The 17574-nt window shown below is 37.1% G+C and carries 14 protein-coding genes; 4 read left to right on the top strand and 10 right to left on the bottom strand.

What is annotated here, in order from left to right:
• The first annotated feature begins 1 nt into the window (after position 1).
• Genes A3GM_RS0106125 through A3GM_RS0106110 form a run of 4 tightly spaced genes read left to right on the top strand, consistent with a single transcriptional unit; the run spans position 2 to position 6258 of the window.
• Positions 2-3316, top strand: coding sequence for a SusC/RagA family TonB-linked outer membrane protein (locus A3GM_RS0106125; protein WP_018362508.1), 3315 nt, complete (start codon positions 2-4; stop codon positions 3314-3316).
• Between the two features lie 10 nt (positions 3317-3326).
• Positions 3327-4730 carry a RagB/SusD family nutrient uptake outer membrane protein gene (locus A3GM_RS0106120; RefSeq protein ID WP_018362507.1) on the top strand — a complete coding sequence of 468 codons (1404 nt, stop codon included), beginning with the start codon at positions 3327-3329 and terminating at the stop codon, positions 4728-4730.
• A 14-nt stretch (positions 4731-4744) separates the two neighbouring features.
• Positions 4745-4963 carry a hypothetical protein gene (locus A3GM_RS0106115; RefSeq protein WP_018362506.1) on the top strand — a complete coding sequence of 73 codons (219 nt, stop codon included), beginning with the start codon at positions 4745-4747 and terminating at the stop codon, positions 4961-4963.
• An 8-nt stretch (positions 4964-4971) separates the two neighbouring features.
• Positions 4972-6258: a hypothetical protein gene (locus tag A3GM_RS0106110; RefSeq protein ID WP_018362505.1), complete on the top strand. Its 1287-nt coding sequence runs from the start codon at positions 4972-4974 to the stop codon at positions 6256-6258.
• Between the two features lie 402 nt (positions 6259-6660).
• On the opposite strand, the gene rpmA is transcribed toward A3GM_RS0106110, so the two are convergent.
• The 10 genes from rpmA to A3GM_RS11035 form a co-directional block, all read right to left on the bottom strand.
• Positions 6661-6930 (bottom strand): 50S ribosomal protein L27, encoded by a 270-nt coding sequence (gene rpmA / locus A3GM_RS0106105; protein WP_018362504.1) that lies wholly within the window; start codon positions 6928-6930, stop codon positions 6661-6663.
• Between the two features lie 19 nt (positions 6931-6949).
• Positions 6950-7267, bottom strand: a complete 318-nt coding sequence (gene rplU, locus A3GM_RS0106100; protein WP_018362503.1) for a 50S ribosomal protein L21 — start codon at positions 7265-7267, stop codon at positions 6950-6952.
• Positions 7268-8329: 1062 nt separating this feature from the next.
• Positions 8330-10864, bottom strand: coding sequence for an ATP-dependent Clp protease ATP-binding subunit (locus tag A3GM_RS0106095; RefSeq protein WP_018362500.1), 2535 nt, complete (start codon positions 10862-10864; stop codon positions 8330-8332).
• A 664-nt stretch (positions 10865-11528) separates the two neighbouring features.
• Positions 11529-12314: a DUF481 domain-containing protein gene (locus A3GM_RS0106090; protein ID WP_025830097.1), complete on the bottom strand. Its 786-nt coding sequence runs from the start codon at positions 12312-12314 to the stop codon at positions 11529-11531.
• A 116-nt stretch (positions 12315-12430) separates the two neighbouring features.
• Positions 12431-12820 (bottom strand): hypothetical protein, encoded by a 390-nt coding sequence (locus tag A3GM_RS0106085; protein ID WP_018362498.1) that lies wholly within the window; start codon positions 12818-12820, stop codon positions 12431-12433.
• A 172-nt stretch (positions 12821-12992) separates the two neighbouring features.
• Positions 12993-13679 (bottom strand): tetratricopeptide repeat protein, encoded by a 687-nt coding sequence (locus tag A3GM_RS11040; protein WP_018362497.1) that lies wholly within the window; start codon positions 13677-13679, stop codon positions 12993-12995.
• 4 nt (positions 13680-13683) lie between these two features.
• Entirely contained in the window at positions 13684-14955 is a 1272-nt protein-coding gene (locus A3GM_RS0106075) for a M64 family metallopeptidase (RefSeq protein ID WP_018362496.1), read from the bottom strand.
• A 455-nt stretch (positions 14956-15410) separates the two neighbouring features.
• Positions 15411-16409: an NADP-dependent oxidoreductase gene (locus tag A3GM_RS0106070; protein ID WP_018362495.1), complete on the bottom strand. Its 999-nt coding sequence runs from the start codon at positions 16407-16409 to the stop codon at positions 15411-15413.
• Positions 16410-16418: 9 nt separating this feature from the next.
• Positions 16419-16595, bottom strand: a complete 177-nt coding sequence (locus A3GM_RS11890) for an alpha/beta fold hydrolase (protein WP_422723605.1) — start codon at positions 16593-16595, stop codon at positions 16419-16421.
• 82 nt (positions 16596-16677) lie between these two features.
• Positions 16678-16956 (bottom strand): winged helix-turn-helix transcriptional regulator, encoded by a 279-nt coding sequence (locus A3GM_RS11035; RefSeq protein ID WP_018362494.1) that lies wholly within the window; start codon positions 16954-16956, stop codon positions 16678-16680.
• Between the last annotated feature and the right edge of the window lie 618 nt (positions 16957-17574).

The following is a 17574-nucleotide window of genomic DNA, read 5'->3' as shown; positions in this document are numbered from 1 at the left end:
TATGAAAAGTATGAGAAAAGTACAACTTTTATTATGTATGCTGCTTATGATGGGAACTTTTGTGATGAGAGCACAAGACCAACGCAGCGCTGTTGATGTACTTGTAGACGTTATTGTCGTTGATAAACAAGGCGATGGACTTCCAGGAGCTACCGTAAAGGTAACAGGAAGACCCGTTGCTGTGGTATCAAACCTAGACGGTAAGGTATCTTTATGGGTACATCGTGGGGATAAGATCACTATTTCTTATCTCGGAATGCAACCTCGAGTCTTTACTATTAACAAACCTTTGACAGGTAAGATTACATTAGATGAAGAAGAAAACACACTCGAACAGGTCGTAGTGAATGGTTATCAACGTACAACCAAACGTAGAATAACAGGCTCTGTTTCAACAGTTACAGAGAAAGACCTACAAGGTAAGCCTCTAACCAACCTCGATATGATGCTTCAAGGTAAGGTTGCAGGTGTGGATATCAAAGCAACTTCGGGTCGACCAGGTGAGAGTGCGAAGATAAGAATACGTGGAACAAACACCATTACGGGTAATGCTGACCCACTATGGGTGGTTGATGGAGTGCCTTTACAACGTGATATTCCAACTATTGTCACTTCTCAAATAAAGTCAGGAGACTTCTCTGACATCTATTCTAAAGGTATTTCAGGTATCAATCCTAATGACATTGAAAGCGTAACAGTATTGAAAGATGCTTCAGCTGCAGCCATTTATGGTTCTCGTGCCGCTGGAGGTGTGATAGTTGTAACCACAAAACGTGGTGCAGAAGGAAAGATGCTATTGAACTATTCAACTAACTTTTCGTTAACAACAAGTCCTTCTCGCAGTGTAGATCTTATGAATTCACGTGAGAAATTGCAATGGGAACAAGAGTTATGGGACGAATTTTCACAAGCAAAGTTTGCTAAAAACGAGACTTATCCCGTCATTGGTGCAGTGGGAATGATACGTTCTGGATATGGAAAATATGCAGGTTTAACTCGTGAGCAACAAGATGCTGAGATCGAAAAACTAGGTGCAAACACCACAGACTGGTTTAAACAGCTATTTAGAAACTCTATTTCTCATAGCCATTATCTATCTATGTCGGGTGGAGGAAGCCGTAGTACATACTATGTTTCATTGGGTTATGAAAATAATAAGGGTTTGGTTAAACGCTCAAACTATAACCGTTACAACCTCAACTCAAAGTTAGACATTGCAGCTAACAAGCGAGTGAAGCTCGGTTTATCGTTAGATTTGTCATGGCAGAAGTCTAATGGCTCTGCATTAGGCGACAATCCTTTCCGCTATGCCTACTTTGCTAACCCCTATGAGAAGCCTTATAACGAAGATGGATCATACTCTTCAGATCTTACTTTCAAGAATTTTAGAGACATCAATGGTTTAGTCACCGTCAATAATCCACCTAATGGATATAACATTATGCGTGAGTTAGACCATACAGACAATGAGGCTACCAACTTGGGAGCCACTGCAATTGCTAATCTTTCAGTGAAGTTATTAGACAATCTTACATTTGAAGGACTTGCTTCTTATGGCTATGTAAGTAGTAATAATGAGAATATCAACGATAAAGATACTTATGCAGCGTGGTTAGATCGCCCTTTTGAAAATTCAAGTATAGTGTCAACACGTACTTATAGTTCTATTTTCCAAAGCGAAACACACAATAAGAACTATAACCTTCGTGCACAGTTGAATTATTTCCAAACCTTTAATAAGATACATTATCTTAGTGCTTTGCTTGGAAGTGAGATACGTGGACAATATGCAAAGGGTATTTTTGCAAAGCGATATGGCTACGATCGACTCTCAGGAAACAGCTCTATGCCTACATTCCCAGAGGGTTCACGCCTTACAGACTCTGATTTAAAACGTTATGCAGCTATCATTGACGCATTATCAGGACAGAATATAAGTGAAGAACGCTTTGCTTCTTTCTATCTATCTCTCGACTATGTGTTGAATAATAAATATATTGCGAGCTTCACAGCACGTACAGATGGATCGAATAACTTCGGTAGTAAGGAGCAATTTAACCCCACAGGATCTTTAGGTTTGTCGTGGAATGTGGATAGAGAGCATTTCATGGAGAAGCTAAAACCAGTGATTAGTAGTTTGTCTTTGCGTGCCGCTGTGGGCTATACAGGAAACATTAATAAGTCAGTTTATCCACAGTTGATTATGGATTATTACACAAGTTTCCGCAGAACAGATACAGATTACTACAGAATGGGTTGGATTAAGAACGCACCTAACTCACTTTTACGTTGGGAAAAGACAAGAGATATGAAATTCTCTGTTGATATGGGAATGTTTAACGAGCGTGTTCGTTTAGGATTAGAATTGTACACACGTCGCACATACGATGCAGTTTCAGACATCAAGGTACTTTCTACAACAGGATTCAGCACACAGTCGTTCAACACTTCAACACTAGATAACTCGGGATTAGAAGTCTCTTTATTTGCGAAAGTGTTGAAAACAAAAGACTGGAACATGTCTGTTAACGCTAACTTGTCGTACAACAGAAATAAATTGGTGAAATATACACCACCAAGTTCAGGACTTTCTAATGGAAAATACGAAGGTTATCCTTTGGGAAGTGTATTCTCTGGTCGTATTATTGGTGTAGACGAACAAACAGGTCTTTATGCTTATGAAAAGCGTAGTGATGTCAACTTCAATACAGTTGATGCTTACACCAATTCGAATAACTATTTATTCTATCTTGGAACATCTAACGCTCCAACCGTAGGAGGTTATTCAATCAACCTTTCTTATAAAGAATTTGGTTTGAATTTAGGCGGTAGCTTCTCGTTAGGAGCAAAGGTTTTAAATGACGTTAATCCGTTTACAACCTACAATAACCTAGAGGGAACACGCTTAGAAGTTGTGCCTTCGGTATTGAACGACTTGTATGTTAACCACCTAAACGTGCGTCGTGACGCAACAAATAGATGGACAGTAGCTAATCCAAGAACCGATGCTCGTCCACGAATTATCGATGCTTATGGTGAAAATCTAGGTCTTAGAGATTATGTTCCTGCTGGAGATAGAATCAATAGAGCAGCTCTTTTAGAAGACGTTTCATACTTTAAGTTGAACACCATCTCAATGACTTATGCATTTAGAGAGGCAGTTTTAAAGAAGATAGGAGTGAGTTCGCTTGGTCTTTCATTTACAATGAATAACCTATTCACCATCACTAACTATTCAGGAATAGACCCTGAGACTCCTGGAGCGGTGTATCCTTTGGCTCGAACATTTACTTTTGGACTTTCAGTAGGATTTTAATAATGATATTATGATAAAGAAATTAGTTTTTACAATCATAGCAGGTGCGACACTTCTCACATCTTGTGATAACTATCTAGATGTGAAACCATACGGAAGAACCATTCCAACTACACCTGAAGAGTTCTCTGCTCTCATTCATACACATCTGAATAATATAGACGAAGGCTCAACTAATTTGATTAATAACATCAGCCGTATGTCTAATTTTGATATGGCGGGAGGAGATGATTTCGAAGCTTCGCTCACTCAACAAGCAGGTCGTTCGCTTCCTATTTATTTGGGTTCGCTTCTCACAACCAGTGCTTATGAGCCTTATACCAATCTTTATAAGCTTATAAACGATTGTAATATTGTGATAGAAAACATGAAATCAGATGGCACAATCCTATCTAATGAAGTGCTTTCTACTGCTCATGCAATGCGTGGAGTGGCTTATTATCAGCTCATGCGTTTGTATTGCAAGGCTCCCGACAAAGATAGTTTGGATAAACAGCTTGGTGTTCCTCTTGTAACAACCTTTAATATGGAGGCACGTCCGATAAGAAGTACACTTCAAGAAACTATCAATCAAGTGGAGAGTGATTTGAAAGAGGCTATCAATCATCATAACACCAACACATTATATATCTTTACAGAGAATGTGTGCAAGGCGTATCTCACTCGTCTTTATTGGTGGACAGAGCAATGGGATAAGGCTCTTGCGCTTTCTAAAGAGTTGCAATCAACCTATCCACTCTTGTCAACTACAGAGTATAAGGATATGATAAGCAATCCAACCAGTAAGCCAGGCAACCATATTATTGCAGCTTATGCACGCTCAACAGAAAGCAACAACTCTATAAACTTGTCGCTATGGCGTTCGGCTCAATATCGTCCTGTAAGCAAGCGATTCATCAATTGCTTCCAAAATGGTGAAGAAGCAACCGACGTTCGTTATGAATTAAGCTTAGATAAAGAGCGTAAATTGGTTAAACCTTTCTTCTGTGGAATGAGAGGAGCAGAACTAAAGCTTATCGAAGCAGAATGTTATGCACATTTAAATCAAACAGAAAATGCCTTAAAAGCATTGAATGAGTTGCGCAAAGCACGTATTTCTAATGCAACAGATTACACGCTTACAACATTGCCCGATGTGGTTTCTACAGAAAAAATCACAGTAGATGCGCAAGGAAAGGCATTGACAAAATTGATGGCAGCCATCTTAAACGAGCGTCGTAAGGAGTTTTTTGCAGAAGGAGATCGTATGTTTGAGCTCAAAAGAAATGGTGCTCCAGAGTATTATGTGTTATATAATGGCTTGCGTTATAATAACTTAAAGTATATGTACACATTCCCTCTACCTGAATCAGACATTCGTATAAATCCTCAAATCATACAGAACGAGGGTTATAAAGAGGTTATTTCTAACTAAAAGAAGGTTGAATTATGAAAAAAATAGCACAATATTTATTGTTGGCAATGATTGCTTTTGTTGGCGTGAATGTCTTTTCTGCTTGCGATAAAGCAGACGATATGCCACCAATAACAGACAACAACACAACTGGTAACAGATCTTATAGATTGCCAGACCCTACAGTTAATACTGCAACAGAAAAGCAAGAAGCTGATGCTATTACTGCGGAATATGAACAAGGAATTAAATAGAAAGATATATGAGAAGACATATTGCAAAATTATTATTCATGTTGGTTGGCTTGGTTGTTTGCTTCTCGTGCTCTGATAACGAGCAAGTGAGTAGCAATGTCATAGGAGTTACTACTCCGAAGTATAGCTTAACCAATAAAGTAGGAGCGTCTTTGAACGTTTCTATTAAGGCTTTGAAGCCCGTAGATGCAGATGTTGACGTGCCAGTTGTGTTCAATGGAGCAGAAGAGGGCGTTGATTTTAGTGCATCAGAAAAGGTCTTTCATTTGAAGAAAGGTGAGACAGAAGCGCAGATAACCATTACACGTTTGCGAGTAGAGCGTACAAAAAATATGTTGATGGTTCTGCAAACTCCTTCTAATGCACGCTTAGGTATCATGAGTTATTCGCAGATTGACCTTGTAGGAGCAAATGTTTATAGCTTTGAAACCTCTTCTGATGTGTTGACTTTAAAGAAGTCTTATAACATAGAATTGCGCTCAGATGTAGGTGCTCGTTTCTCTTTTAACGATACAACTCGTATTAGTTTGGAGGTAGATGCAGCGAGTACTGCAGTTGAAGGTGAGCACTTTAAATTTGAAAATGGTGCTAAGCAAGCTGTGTTTGCACCAGGAAGCAGTACGGGTACAGTGACTCTTGAATTCTTAAAGCTTGAGGCAGGTAAAGATAATATCATCTTAAAGGTTGCAGATAGCGAAGGAATGATTGCAGGAAGTAATCCAAGTATTTCTATAAAGATTGTTGGTGCTACATCATTCAGCGGTACATGGGCATTTAAAGAGGTGTCTAACTATCAGTGGTTACGTGATAATATTGGTGGAGATTCTAAGGTGTTGTTCGACGGAACAGCTGCAAACGATTACTTCACTTTCACTGCTTCGGGTAAGAACTACACCTTTACTCCTCACTTTACAGGTGGTCTTCAAAACTATTTCACTGCTGCAGGCACTGCAACAGAAGATGGAAAGAGTCGTGAATACTTCCAAGAATTGGCGTCAGGGCGTCCTCCACGCTACGAATTGAGTATGTTTAAGTTCGATAATATCAATGCTGCTTTCTCTGCAACAGATAAAGATCTTAAGGCTATTCGTGTGGGATTCCGCCTTATCCTTGATAGTAAAACAAAGCAAGAGCTATTGGAAATGACTATCAACGATTATGCTCCAACAGAAAATACTAAAGTTATGGACTGGGGAGAAACATGGAAGGGTACTTATGAAACACTTCGTGCTAGTGGTGATACACCTGTTATGAGGTCGGCTCCAATACGTATTTACTTCACAAAGGTGCCATAAGAAAGAGCATCTTATAACGCTATATTGAAGACATTTCATCTCGGTGGAATGTCTTCTTTTTGTATAGTTCAATCGAAGTAGGTGGGAGGTGGATTGTAATAAGGCTACTTTTGCTATTTAAAAGCAATCGTTTTAAGGTGTAAAAGCAATGTTATTGCGATGTATTATCAATGCTTTTATCAATGAAGAAAAAGGTTCTTTTAAGGCAAAGGCATGCTTGTATTAAGCGGAATGTAGAGTGGGGTGTAGAGGCTTATATTGATATTATGAGTATCATTGTATCATTTAGTGGTATATAAGGCCTCTTATCGCAACGAAACCCCTAAATGCAATAAATCCTAGGAATAGTAATCTACTCCTAGGATTTATTGTTGTTTGTTTGGAATAAGTTTTATTTATAAATTAAGCTTCAGCTTCTGCGTGAGGAATTACTGATACATAACTCTTATCTTTGCGACCCTTACGGAAGTTAACAACTCCGTCTACAAGTGCGAAAAGAGTATCATCTTTACCAATACCTACATTTAAGCCTGGGTTATGTTTTGTACCACGTTGACGTACAATGATGTTACCTGCGATAACATTTTGACCACCCCATACTTTAACGCCTAATCTTTGTGAAGCTGATTCACGGCCGTTCTTAGAACTACCAACACCTTTTTTATGTGCCATTCTTAAATCCTCCTGTTTTTTAAGCGATAACTTGTTTAACTTCTACTTGAGTGAATTGTGCACGGTGACCATTCTTTTTACGATAGTCTTTGCGACGTTTCATCTTGAAAACGATGACTTTGTCACCCTTTACAAGTGGATTCACTACTTCAACTACAACTTTTGCTCCGCTTACAGTGGGAGTTCCTACTGTGACAGCACCTTCTTTGTCTACAAGAAGAACTTTGTCGAATTCAACAGTTGCGCCTGTTTCTACGCCTTGAATGTGGTGAACATAGAGCTTTTTGCCCTCTTCTACCTTGAACTGTTGACCTTTAATTTCTACAATTGCGTACATTATTATAATAATATAAACATTATTTCCGCAAGGCGAATAACACCTTTGTTATTACTTATACGAGCCTATACGGACTAAATCGGCGCAAAGTTACTAAATTTTCTATACCTAACGCTTCATTAATAGTTTTAACTTCTGTATTTTATAATAGATTAACTAAGTTGTGAGAATACTCTCTTAAATAAGTCTTTATTTGTGAAAATATATTTCGTTTTATGTCTTTGGGAGATTTTTCTTATGTTTGCTGGAGTAGATCTGCTATTAAATATTCTCAAAATAGAATGATTTTAATTCGCTAATGCATGAAAAAAGTGGGAGGACTCTTAAAAAAAGAAGGGTGGATAATTGAAGGAATATATTTAAATTTTATTGTAGTAAGGAATTATGTACTAGTATTTTGTGTCTTTATTACATTGTATATAAGAGGAAAAGTATTGACATAAAAAAGCGATGGCCTTCACAGGTAACCGCTCCAAATCTTCAATAGGTATTAGTCTCTTTAAGGTAAAAAGATTGTTTTCAGGATAACGAATGCAAAGATAAGGCTTTTTTCTGAATAACCAAATATTTTCTTCGCTTTTTTTTGCAAAAACTTAAAATATTTTCTCGCTCTTGTTTAGTAGTGTTAATATATTTCTTTTAATTCGGATTTTTAATAAATAAAAGTATATATATGTTTAAATATATTTCATTTATTTTACTTTTGGGATATAATAAAAACACATCAATACATAAATTAGAATGTATTGATGTGTTGAATGGTGTGTTTATGGATATAAAGACTTGAGAATTATTCTTTAAAATGTATTTTAATTATTACAAGTTTGCTGCCACCTATTTATATATATGGTACAACTTGTTCTTAAAAGCATCGCTATTGCATTGCAAAAGCGTTGTATTTACCTTGTAATAGCATAGAGTTTGCACTTTAAAAGCATTGTTATTATTTTTAGATGGCATTTCACCTATTATAATATAGCATTATGCTCTTTTCTTGTTCGTGCACCTTTTAAGTCTATTTCGCTTAGTCTTTACAACTTATTTGACTTGCAAAAAGAAGGCTTATTTAAAGGTAAGCTCTTCTTTATTAGGTACTTTTCCTACCGAGATGGTGTCTCCAAGCTTGATAGTATCAGACAAGATAAGCTCAGAAATGCCATTCTCAATATAGGTTTGAATAGCTCTTTTTAGTGGACGAGCGCCAAACTGAACATCATAACCCTTTTTAGCAACGAACTCTTTAGCTTTATCTGATATTTCAATTTGATAGCCAATTTGTTCAATTCGCTTTGTTAACGAAGCAAGTTCGATATCGGTAATCTTTAGAATTGCGTCAAGGTCGAGTTGATCGAACATCACAATTTCGTCGAGGCGGTTTAAGAATTCAGGAGCGAATTGTTTGCTTAAGCTCTTTTGAATAATTCCTCTTGCGTATTCTTTGTCACTTTCGTTGATATCACTTCCAAACGAACCTCCAGCGTTGAAGCCTACACCTCGTCCGAAATCTTTAAGTTGTCGAGTACCAGCATTTGAGGTCATGATGATGATTGTATTGCGAAAATCGACAATTCTACCATTTCCATCAGTCAAACGACCTTCGTCTAACACTTGCAATAGCATATTGAATACATTGCCATGAGCCTTTTCTATTTCGTCGAGTAGTATGATAGAGTAGGGCTTTCTGCGCACTTTTTCGGTTAATTGTCCACCTTCTTCGTATCCAACATAGCCTGGAGGAGCACCAATTAAGCGTGAAGTGTTAAAGCCTTCGCTATATTCACTCATGTCAATTCTTATCAAAGCATCGTCAGAACCGAACATAATTTGAGCTAATTTTTTAGCTAAATGCGTTTTACCAATACCCGTTGGACCTAAGAACATGAATACACCGATAGGGTGATTAGGGTCTTTTAAGCCTACACGATTGCGTTGAATGGCTTTCACCACCTTGTCGATTGCGTTGTCTTGTGCGATAACTGTTTTCTTAAGAGTGTCGCTCATAGCTTTAAGTCTACTGCCTTCCGCTTCTGCGATGCGCTCAACAGGAACACCAGTCATTATAGATACCGTTTCGCTAACTTCCTTTTCGGTTACGATATCAATGTCTTTGTGTTCACCTTTAGTCCAAGCTGCATTCAACTCGTCGAGTTCTTTTTCTAAAGCGCATACCTTATCTCTATAATTGGCAGCGAGTTCATAGTTCTGATTCTTAACAGCTGCGCTTTTCTTAGCATTTGCTTCTTTTATTTCTTTTTCCTTTTCTTCAACCTCTTTGGGTACCTTTAGGTTGCGCAAGTGCACTTTCGAGCCCACTTCGTCCATCACGTCAATAGCTTTATCAGGGAAAAAGCGATCGTTAATATATCGTTCTGACAGATTGACGCATGCTTTTAAGGCATCATCAGTGTATTGAACATGGTGATGTTGCTCGTATCTATCCTTTATGTTAGATAGAATTTGCAGTGTTTCTTGTGCTGTTGTTTGTTCAATGATGATCTTTTGGAAACGTCGTTCCAATGCTCCATCTTTCTCAATGCTGTTTCTATATTCATCAAGAGTGGTGGCTCCGATACATTGAATACCTCCTCTTGCCAACTCTGGTTTCATGATATTGGCTGCATCCATACTGCCTGGAGTGCCTCCCGCACCAATAATTGTGTGTATTTCGTCGATAAATACAATTATTTCGGGGTGTTCTTTCAATTCTTTGAGCAAGGCTTTTATACGGTCTTCGAATTGTCCTCGGTACTTCGTTCCTGCCACGATAGACGCCATATCGAGTGCTACAATCTTTTTATTGAAGAGCACTGGAGATGTTTTTCGTTGCACAATAAGTTGCGCAAGGTTTTCAACAATGGCACTTTTGCCCACACCTGGCTCACCTATAAGTATAGGATTGTTTTTCTTTCTACGGCAAAGAATCTCTGCAAGGCGTAGTATTTCACGCTCTCTTCCTACCACAGGATCAAGTAATCCCTCACTTGCCGCCTTGGTTAAGTCGGTAGAAAAGTTGTCGAGTATAGGTGTTTTACTTTTTGTTTGTTCTGTTTTTGTGGCAGTATTACTTGCACTTTCACGATGAGAAGAGCTAAAATCGCTGCCTTCAGATAGTTCTTCTTCCTCGTCTCCCGATAGCTCTAGGCCATCGGTTTGTGGTTTAGTACTGGGATATAGAAATTCTTTTGTATTATCGTAATTCATGTTGTTCGATTCTAAAACAATTTTTGCGTTGTTTAAATAGCTATCGTGTAAGATGGCTAAGAGGACATGTTGAATATCAACTATTTGCAAATGCAGAAGGCGTGCTTCAACAATTGCAAGCTTTAAGACATTGTTTGCTTTGTCGTTGAGTGCAATATCTGTGGTGAAAAGCGTGTTAGAGCTGTTCTCGTTTTGTATTTTTTCTTCGAGTTGTGCTCTGACATCGTCTTTATTTATACGCATTTCTGCAAATAAGTTGTTGATATATTGGTTGTTATCCTTTATTATTCCTAGCAGCAAATGTTCTGGACCGATCGATCCACTAGCAAGCCTTAGGGCTTCTGCTCTGCTGAAAGCAAGGATCTCAGATACTCTTGGTGAGAATTGATTGGTCATTATTGTCTACCTTTCTTTTATATATATTATGTGTAATTGTTTGCAAACTCTGTGCCAATTACTTGAAAAGGGTGCCGTTTTCTGCTGGATAATGCCATCAAAATACCATTTCATAGGTGTTGATGGCACACTTGTTTAATGATACTTAACGAATGAAATGAGAGATATGGTTAATGTATTGAAATTAATTTCTGCTTTTATTCGTTATAAATGTTATTATTTACAAGGATAAAAGTTTAGGAGAAAATAAGAGAAATAGAGAAAATTGAAAATGAATTGGGAGTTAGTTAGTTTTTGGTATGATGTAACTCTTCTTAAAGTGTGATGGTATTTGATTGATTTTGAATTGCTTATAGCTCTTTTGGGATAAGAATAGATTTCTAATTACTAGCTCTTTTTCTTTCAAATGCAATCGAATTACTTAATAAATTCATTGCTTTTGCACTTCAAACTCAATGCTTTTATATGCTAAAACGACTGCTTTTGTTGACTAAAAGCAATGTTATAGTTTTGTAATGTCATTACTTTTAGTGGGGAAAAGATAATAACTTCTTTCTTTTAATGAGTCAGTTCGGGATAACTTTTTTTGCAATCTTGTACTTCCAAAGTGTTTGGAATTACTCTTTTTTTATAGATTTTATCCCGAACTGGCATATTCTTTTGTTTAGAAGGATAAACTCAATCCTGCTTCAACAGCTGAATACATCTTTCTAACAGGAACAATTGGAGCCGTGTCACATATGAAACGATAGGCAACATTAATACCCACCTTTGGTGTGATGTTGTATTTAAGGTCTACAGCTCCTCCTATTCGTGGCTTATTAAAGTTTTTATCGGGCTTGGCTTGATGAATAGCAGTAGTGGTTAGGTCCCAATGATCGTCTATATGATGCTTGAAACTGATAGACAAATGAGTCTTGATACTACGGCTATAAGCATATAAAGGACTGGAATTAGGAGTTGGATCTTCCCACTTTTCAAATTCGTAAAAAAGTCCAGCAGTTGCAAACATAAGGAATTTCTCTTTGTTTATTAACCGGTTGCGTGATTGAAGTCCGACAGAAACTTTATACTTCATGCCTCGGCTATCGGCCCATTGCGACTCTGCATAAGGATAAATTTCAAAGGCACGGTTTACTAAATAGCGATATTCGGTGTGTACATATCCTCCACTTACCATTACTTTTTTACCATAAGTAGAGATTTCTAATTTATTAATTAAATTAATGACACGCTGATGTTTTATTAATATATTGAGATTAGCTGTATTCTTAAACGTGAGAATATTCTCCTTTTCGGTTTTGAAATCTAACACAGGTAATAAAGAACCTTGTATTGTTTTTGTGCTATCTATATCCATTGTAAGGTTCTCAGAAAAGAGCATTTGTGAATATATCGAAAGATGCGACGATAAAATCAATAATAGTGATAGAATAATTTTCTTTACCATTGCTTTTTTATTTCTTTTAAATAGTGAATTTTGGTGTTTGTATGTTATAACATAATAAGATGTAAGAATGCAGAGTTCGGGCATTCCTACATCTTAATTTAATATTATCTTTATCTTTATTTATTAGTAAATTGAATCTTTTTGTTCAATTGATCAATCTTGGTCTTAAGCTTAGTTATCTTCTTTTCTAGCTTAGTCAACTCTGATTGACTCTTAGCCAAGTTCTTATTGATCTCTTTTGTTTCTTTAAGTTTCTTAATAGTACCCTTTGCTTCCTTTACGGTAGTTGAAGGATCTGATGTTGAGAAATCTGTTGTTGTTATATTTGCCTCAGTATTAACGCCAGCAGCCTTGCTCGTAAGAGCATTGTTCTCAAGCTTCTTTTTCTCAAGTTCGAGTTCTAGTGCATTCAGTTTAGCTGTTAAGTCGAGCACTTGTTGCTGTTCTTTTAGGTTCTTAATTGTCGCTACGTTTTGAGCAAAACCAGAAACTACAGATAATATCATTATCCCAATTAAAAATATTTTTTCATCCTTAATGCTAATTTTGAATTTATAAAATACTAAATAAACAATCTCTTTTATATGTTGTTTGAAGTTTGGTCGGCGCAAAGGTATATATTATCCTTGAATAAAAATAAAAAAATGAGTTTTTGTGAAACTTATTATTATTTCTTTTTTATTCTTCTTTCTTCTTTTCTGTATCCGACTGAGATTGTTTACTGCCTTCACTCTTGGGCGTTTGGGGTAAGGTGTCGGGTGTTATTTCTGTTGTAGATTTCAGCTTCTCTTGGCAACCCAAAATCATGTTGAGGGTTTGTTGCTCGTGAATATTGGGTAAGTTGTTGTCGTTATAGCTTTTAATAGATTGTTCGAAGGCATTGAGTGCCAACTGCCATTCTTCGTTAAAGAGATGGCAAAAGCCTATTCTATAATAGATATAACCTTTTTCTTTGTTGTCGGATAGGGGCAAGCCTTGCTCGAAATTGGTGAGCGCCTGCTTGTAGTTTTGCTCTTGAAAATGACTTTCTGCGTTGATAAAATAATACACCGCTTGCTCACGAGGGGCAAAAACGGTGAGCGATTGCAAAAGTGTGTCGAGTGTTTCGGTGGCTTTCTTAAAATCGTTGTCGTGATAATAGCACACAGCCATATATGCTTTAAATCGGGGATTTAAAACATATCTATTGTTGAGTTGTTCGAAAAAGAGTAGTGCCTCGTGATATTTTGTGCCTTGATAATAATCTATTGCCTTTGCTAAAAGTTCTTTGTCGTTGTTTTGTTGGCGTTTACTTTGTGCCAAAATGCAGGTGGGCAAGATTATGAACAAGAGGAGTGCAACAAGCAGTTTGCCTCTAATTATCATTTAATTACTTGGTGTAGAAATTAATAACATCGGTTAAAGCCTTGCGACAAACAGTGCAAAAATTAGGGATGTCGTTTGCTCTCATTCGGCAATTGCGTTCGCCTCGATACACACCTTTTAGCGAATAGCCTGCACCTTCGAATGCTCCGAGTGTGTATTTCTTATTGTTGAGCGGTGTAGGTATTGGTGTTTTGGGGTCTAATAGGTTCTTCCATTTCTTGTCGAACTGCACCAATGTAGTGATATTTGGTTCCCATGGCTCAATATCTAACGGATACATGTTGAGCTGTTCTTGCTCGTATGCATACTCATCTGCTAGTCCTGCAAAGCTATGTCCAAACTCATGAACCACCACTGGCAAGAAAGATTTGTGGTTACAGCTAGATAAATTGTAGAAATTAAGAATGCCACCGCCACCATATTCAGATGTGTTTACTAATATAATAATGTGCTCGTAGGGTAAACCTGCAAGCCATTGATGAATCTTTTTAACGTGAAGTGTGGTTAAATAGCGATCGCTATAAAAGGTGTCGAAGCTACTTTGTAGGGCAGTTTCTTTCCAAATGCCTTTTGAAGGAATACTTGTTCCACTCTCTTTAGAAGGAGATTTTACTGCGATGATATTGAACTTGCTTTGCAATTCTTTAAAAGGTTCGTGAGCGAACAAAGCTTCTGTGGCTCTTTTGGCATCGTTTATGAAGGCTGGCATCTCGCTTTCTGTATAGCCTTCTGCAAGATATGCAATTCGAATACATTTGCTGGTGTCGGCTGCTTGATGTATGGTTTCGAAAGGAGTGAGATCTTTAAATCCATCTTGACGAATGAGAATATCGTTGGGATTGATAGTATGTGTAAACGAAACGGTTTTCTCTCGTCGGTTATTTATCATATACACTTCTACATCTACAGCCTCTTTAGGCATTGGGATCAGTAGAACATTCTCGAAACTTCTATCTACCTTCAATGCTTCATCATAGGTGATCCATTCTTGAAACAAGGTAGAGAACGAGTTAAGATAAATAAGTTGCTTTGTATTGTGTAGGCGAACGGCTATTTGTGCATTGCCTTCTACAGGAATATTACTAAGATTTTGACGTTTACCAAACCAACGGGGCGACACTGTTAGCTGGTCTAATGCAATGCTTTGTTTATGTGCGTTTCCGCTGAATGTATAGGCAATGCGAAGGGTAGAGTCGTTAAATAATTTGTTAAACTCTTGTGCCTTAGATGTAATTGCACAGAAAATCAAAACGAGAAGTAATGTAATATGTCGCATTTTGTTTGATGTTGAATAGTTGTCGATTATTGTTTTACATCGAAAATGCTTATCGATGTTGTGTTTACAAACTTAATAAAAAAAACTGACATAGATTGTTTTTATTTGTGTTATATACACCTTACATCTTGTTTTGGGTGGAATTTAGAGGGGAAGGGAGTAGAATTTGTAATGTTTGGTAGGCTTGAGAAATTGGTAAAATGTTGTAGAATGAATAATATGTAAATACTTCTTCTTAAAAAAATAAAACGTCAAAGAGCCGTATCGAAACTCATTGTTAGAGTTAGATATGGCTCTTTTATATACTATTGAGGAAGAATCGTCTCTCAATGAAACTATGTTTCCTTTGATTTGAAGTTTTGAAATTTCTCCCCATAAGGAACTAATGGGGAAGAAAGAGTGATAAATAGGAGGAAAATGGAATCTATTTATAAATAAGGATTATATTCTTCTTATTATAGTTGGATAATAACCTTTCCTTGTGAGTGGTGTGAGGCTACATCGTTCAATGCTTCTTCGGCTTGTTCTAATGTGTAAATGTTACCTATTTCTGGGCGTATACTTCGGTTCGTAAGAATGGTTGCTGCTTTCTCTAGCTGCGCTCCATTGGCAGTTACAAAAATAAAATGATAATGTTGATTGCGTTTTTTTGCTAACTTTTCATTCTTCATTCCTGCAAATTTAAATAGCCATTGTTTCCATAGTGATAAGCCAAATGATTTGGCAAAGCTAGCATTAGGCATGCCTTTAAGTGAAACAAGGGTTGCTCCTTCTCGAAGAATAGAGAAAAGACGTGGAAGTTCTTTGTCTCCTAGAGAATCAATTGCTCCATCAATATCTTTCAAGTGTTCGGTATAGTCTTCTGTTTTGTAGTCAAAATACTGGCTAACACCAAGTTCTTTTGTGCGCTCTTTCGCTTTTGCTCCACCACTTGTTATTACATTTAACCCACGAGCTGTGGCTAAAGGAATAGCCATTGCGCCAAAACTGCCTGATCCTCCAGAAATAAATAGGCTACTATCAGATTTGAGATTTAGAATGTCAAGAGCTTGTTCGGCTGTTAATGCTGTAAGTGGAACAGCTGATGCTTCAACGTCGGAAAGATAATCGGGAGTTTTTGCAACTGCACTTGCGTCAATTGCAACGTATTCGGCAAAAGCTCCAATGCGATTAATTGGTAGGCGTGCAAAAACTCGGTCGCCTTTCTTAAACTTTTTGACTTTTGTTCCTATTTGTTCTACTACTCCTGACATTTCATTGCCAAGAGTTAAGGGGAATTGATATGGGACGACTAGTTTTACATCGCCATGAGCAATGAGTAGTTCTAGTGGGTTTACTGCGGCTGCCTTCACCTTTACCAATATATCGTGATCACCCACTTGGGGCATATCTACTTCTCGCAAGGTAACCTTCATTTCACCTTTCTTATATCCATCAATCTGTATTGCTTTCATATTGTTTTACTATTTTAGAAATTCTATTGCCTTTGAAACGAACTCTTCATGATATTGAAAAATGCCCCCATGTCCAGAGTTAGGATAAATTGTTAGTTGAGCATTGGGCAGTCTGTTTGCTAAATCATAAGAATTTGAAGTAGGCACCATTCTGTCATTATCGCCATTAACTACCCATACTGGTATCTTTCTTAGTCCTTTATTATTTTATTCATATTCTCTTGTGCCCATTCTACCAGAACTTTAAGTGGACCGAGTAGTGAAATACCTAGTTCGGTGAGGCTATATCAACCCTAGGTGGAACTTCAGGGTAGACTTTGCGGTTTATTAGTTTGTTGCTTTCCAAATTCTTTAAAGTTTGAGAGAGCATCTTTTGTGAGCAGTCGAGCATCTTCTCGTGAATTTCTGAATAGCGCATCTTCTTTTGATCAGAGCTACCGAGTATGCCTAACACTAACAATGTCCATTTATCTCCAAAGCGGGTGATAACCTGACGGATAGGACAAGCTAAATAACGAGGGTCTGTTTCTTTGCTAATTGTCTTCATAAATGCAAAGATAAACAATTCAAACGAAAAGTTATATACTTACTAATAGGAACTTAGTTAATGTTGTTTAGTGCCTTTGGAAGCAATGGGGTGAGGAAAGCTTAGAGGTTTAAGAGAAGTGATAATCTTAATCTCTTGAAAAATGAATGATATAGTTTGATACTTGTAATTAAGGATTCTCAGACTGTACATTTTTTTTATTTACTGTATGTTAAGAGGAGTTAGGTTACTCCCTATATATAATATAAATAGGTGAAATTGTTCTTTTGGTTGATTTTCCCGTTTGTGGAGTAAAAAAGTTGCTTTTTTTTTGAATTTTCTTTTTGAATTATTTGGATTGTGTTTTAAAAAGTTGTACTTTTGCATCCGCTTTCGAGAGTTATCTCGGTTAGCACTAAAGATAGAGTTCTTTGAATAGATTTACATAAACAGACAAGTTAGTACAAGAGTCTTGTTGTATTTTTACAACAGGGTATAAATACGAACCGTTAATTGATTACTTCAATAAAGGTTATAAAGGATAGTCGTTCTAAGTCAGAATATATTCTCCTTAATGGAGATTTAAATAAGAAATTTTACAATGTAGAGTTTGATCCTGGCTCAGGATGAACGCTAGCT

The sequence above is a fragment of the Hoylesella nanceiensis DSM 19126 = JCM 15639 genome (assembly GCF_000379965.1).
Classification (GTDB): Bacteria; Bacteroidota; Bacteroidia; order Bacteroidales; family Bacteroidaceae; genus Prevotella; species Prevotella nanceiensis.
This window is presented reverse-complemented; position numbering and strand designations above follow the sequence as displayed.

What these genes read in the sequence shown, in the direction of transcription:
- A3GM_RS0106125 (WP_018362508.1), top strand. Translation starts at nt 2, where the DNA reads ATGAAAAGTATGAGAAAAGTACAACTTTTATTATGTATGCTGCTTATG.
- A3GM_RS0106120 (WP_018362507.1), top strand. Translation starts at nt 3,327, where the DNA reads ATGATAAAGAAATTAGTTTTTACAATCATAGCAGGTGCGACACTTCTC.
- A3GM_RS0106115 (WP_018362506.1), top strand. Translation starts at nt 4,745, where the DNA reads ATGAAAAAAATAGCACAATATTTATTGTTGGCAATGATTGCTTTTGTT.
- A3GM_RS0106110 (WP_018362505.1), top strand. Translation starts at nt 4,972, where the DNA reads ATGAGAAGACATATTGCAAAATTATTATTCATGTTGGTTGGCTTGGTT.
- rpmA (WP_018362504.1), bottom strand. Translation starts at nt 6,930, where the DNA reads ATGGCACATAAAAAAGGTGTTGGTAGTTCTAAGAACGGCCGTGAATCA.
- rplU (WP_018362503.1), bottom strand. Translation starts at nt 7,267, where the DNA reads ATGTACGCAATTGTAGAAATTAAAGGTCAACAGTTCAAGGTAGAAGAG.
- A3GM_RS0106095 (WP_018362500.1), bottom strand. Translation starts at nt 10,864, where the DNA reads ATGACCAATCAATTCTCACCAAGAGTATCTGAGATCCTTGCTTTCAGC.
- A3GM_RS0106090 (WP_025830097.1), bottom strand. Translation starts at nt 12,314, where the DNA reads ATGGTAAAGAAAATTATTCTATCACTATTATTGATTTTATCGTCGCAT.
- A3GM_RS0106085 (WP_018362498.1), bottom strand. Translation starts at nt 12,820, where the DNA reads ATGATATTATCTGTAGTTTCTGGTTTTGCTCAAAACGTAGCGACAATT.
- A3GM_RS11040 (WP_018362497.1), bottom strand. Translation starts at nt 13,679, where the DNA reads ATGATAATTAGAGGCAAACTGCTTGTTGCACTCCTCTTGTTCATAATC.
- A3GM_RS0106075 (WP_018362496.1), bottom strand. Translation starts at nt 14,955, where the DNA reads ATGCGACATATTACATTACTTCTCGTTTTGATTTTCTGTGCAATTACA.
- A3GM_RS0106070 (WP_018362495.1), bottom strand. Translation starts at nt 16,409, where the DNA reads ATGAAAGCAATACAGATTGATGGATATAAGAAAGGTGAAATGAAGGTT.
- A3GM_RS11035 (WP_018362494.1), bottom strand. Translation starts at nt 16,956, where the DNA reads ATGAAGACAATTAGCAAAGAAACAGACCCTCGTTATTTAGCTTGTCCT.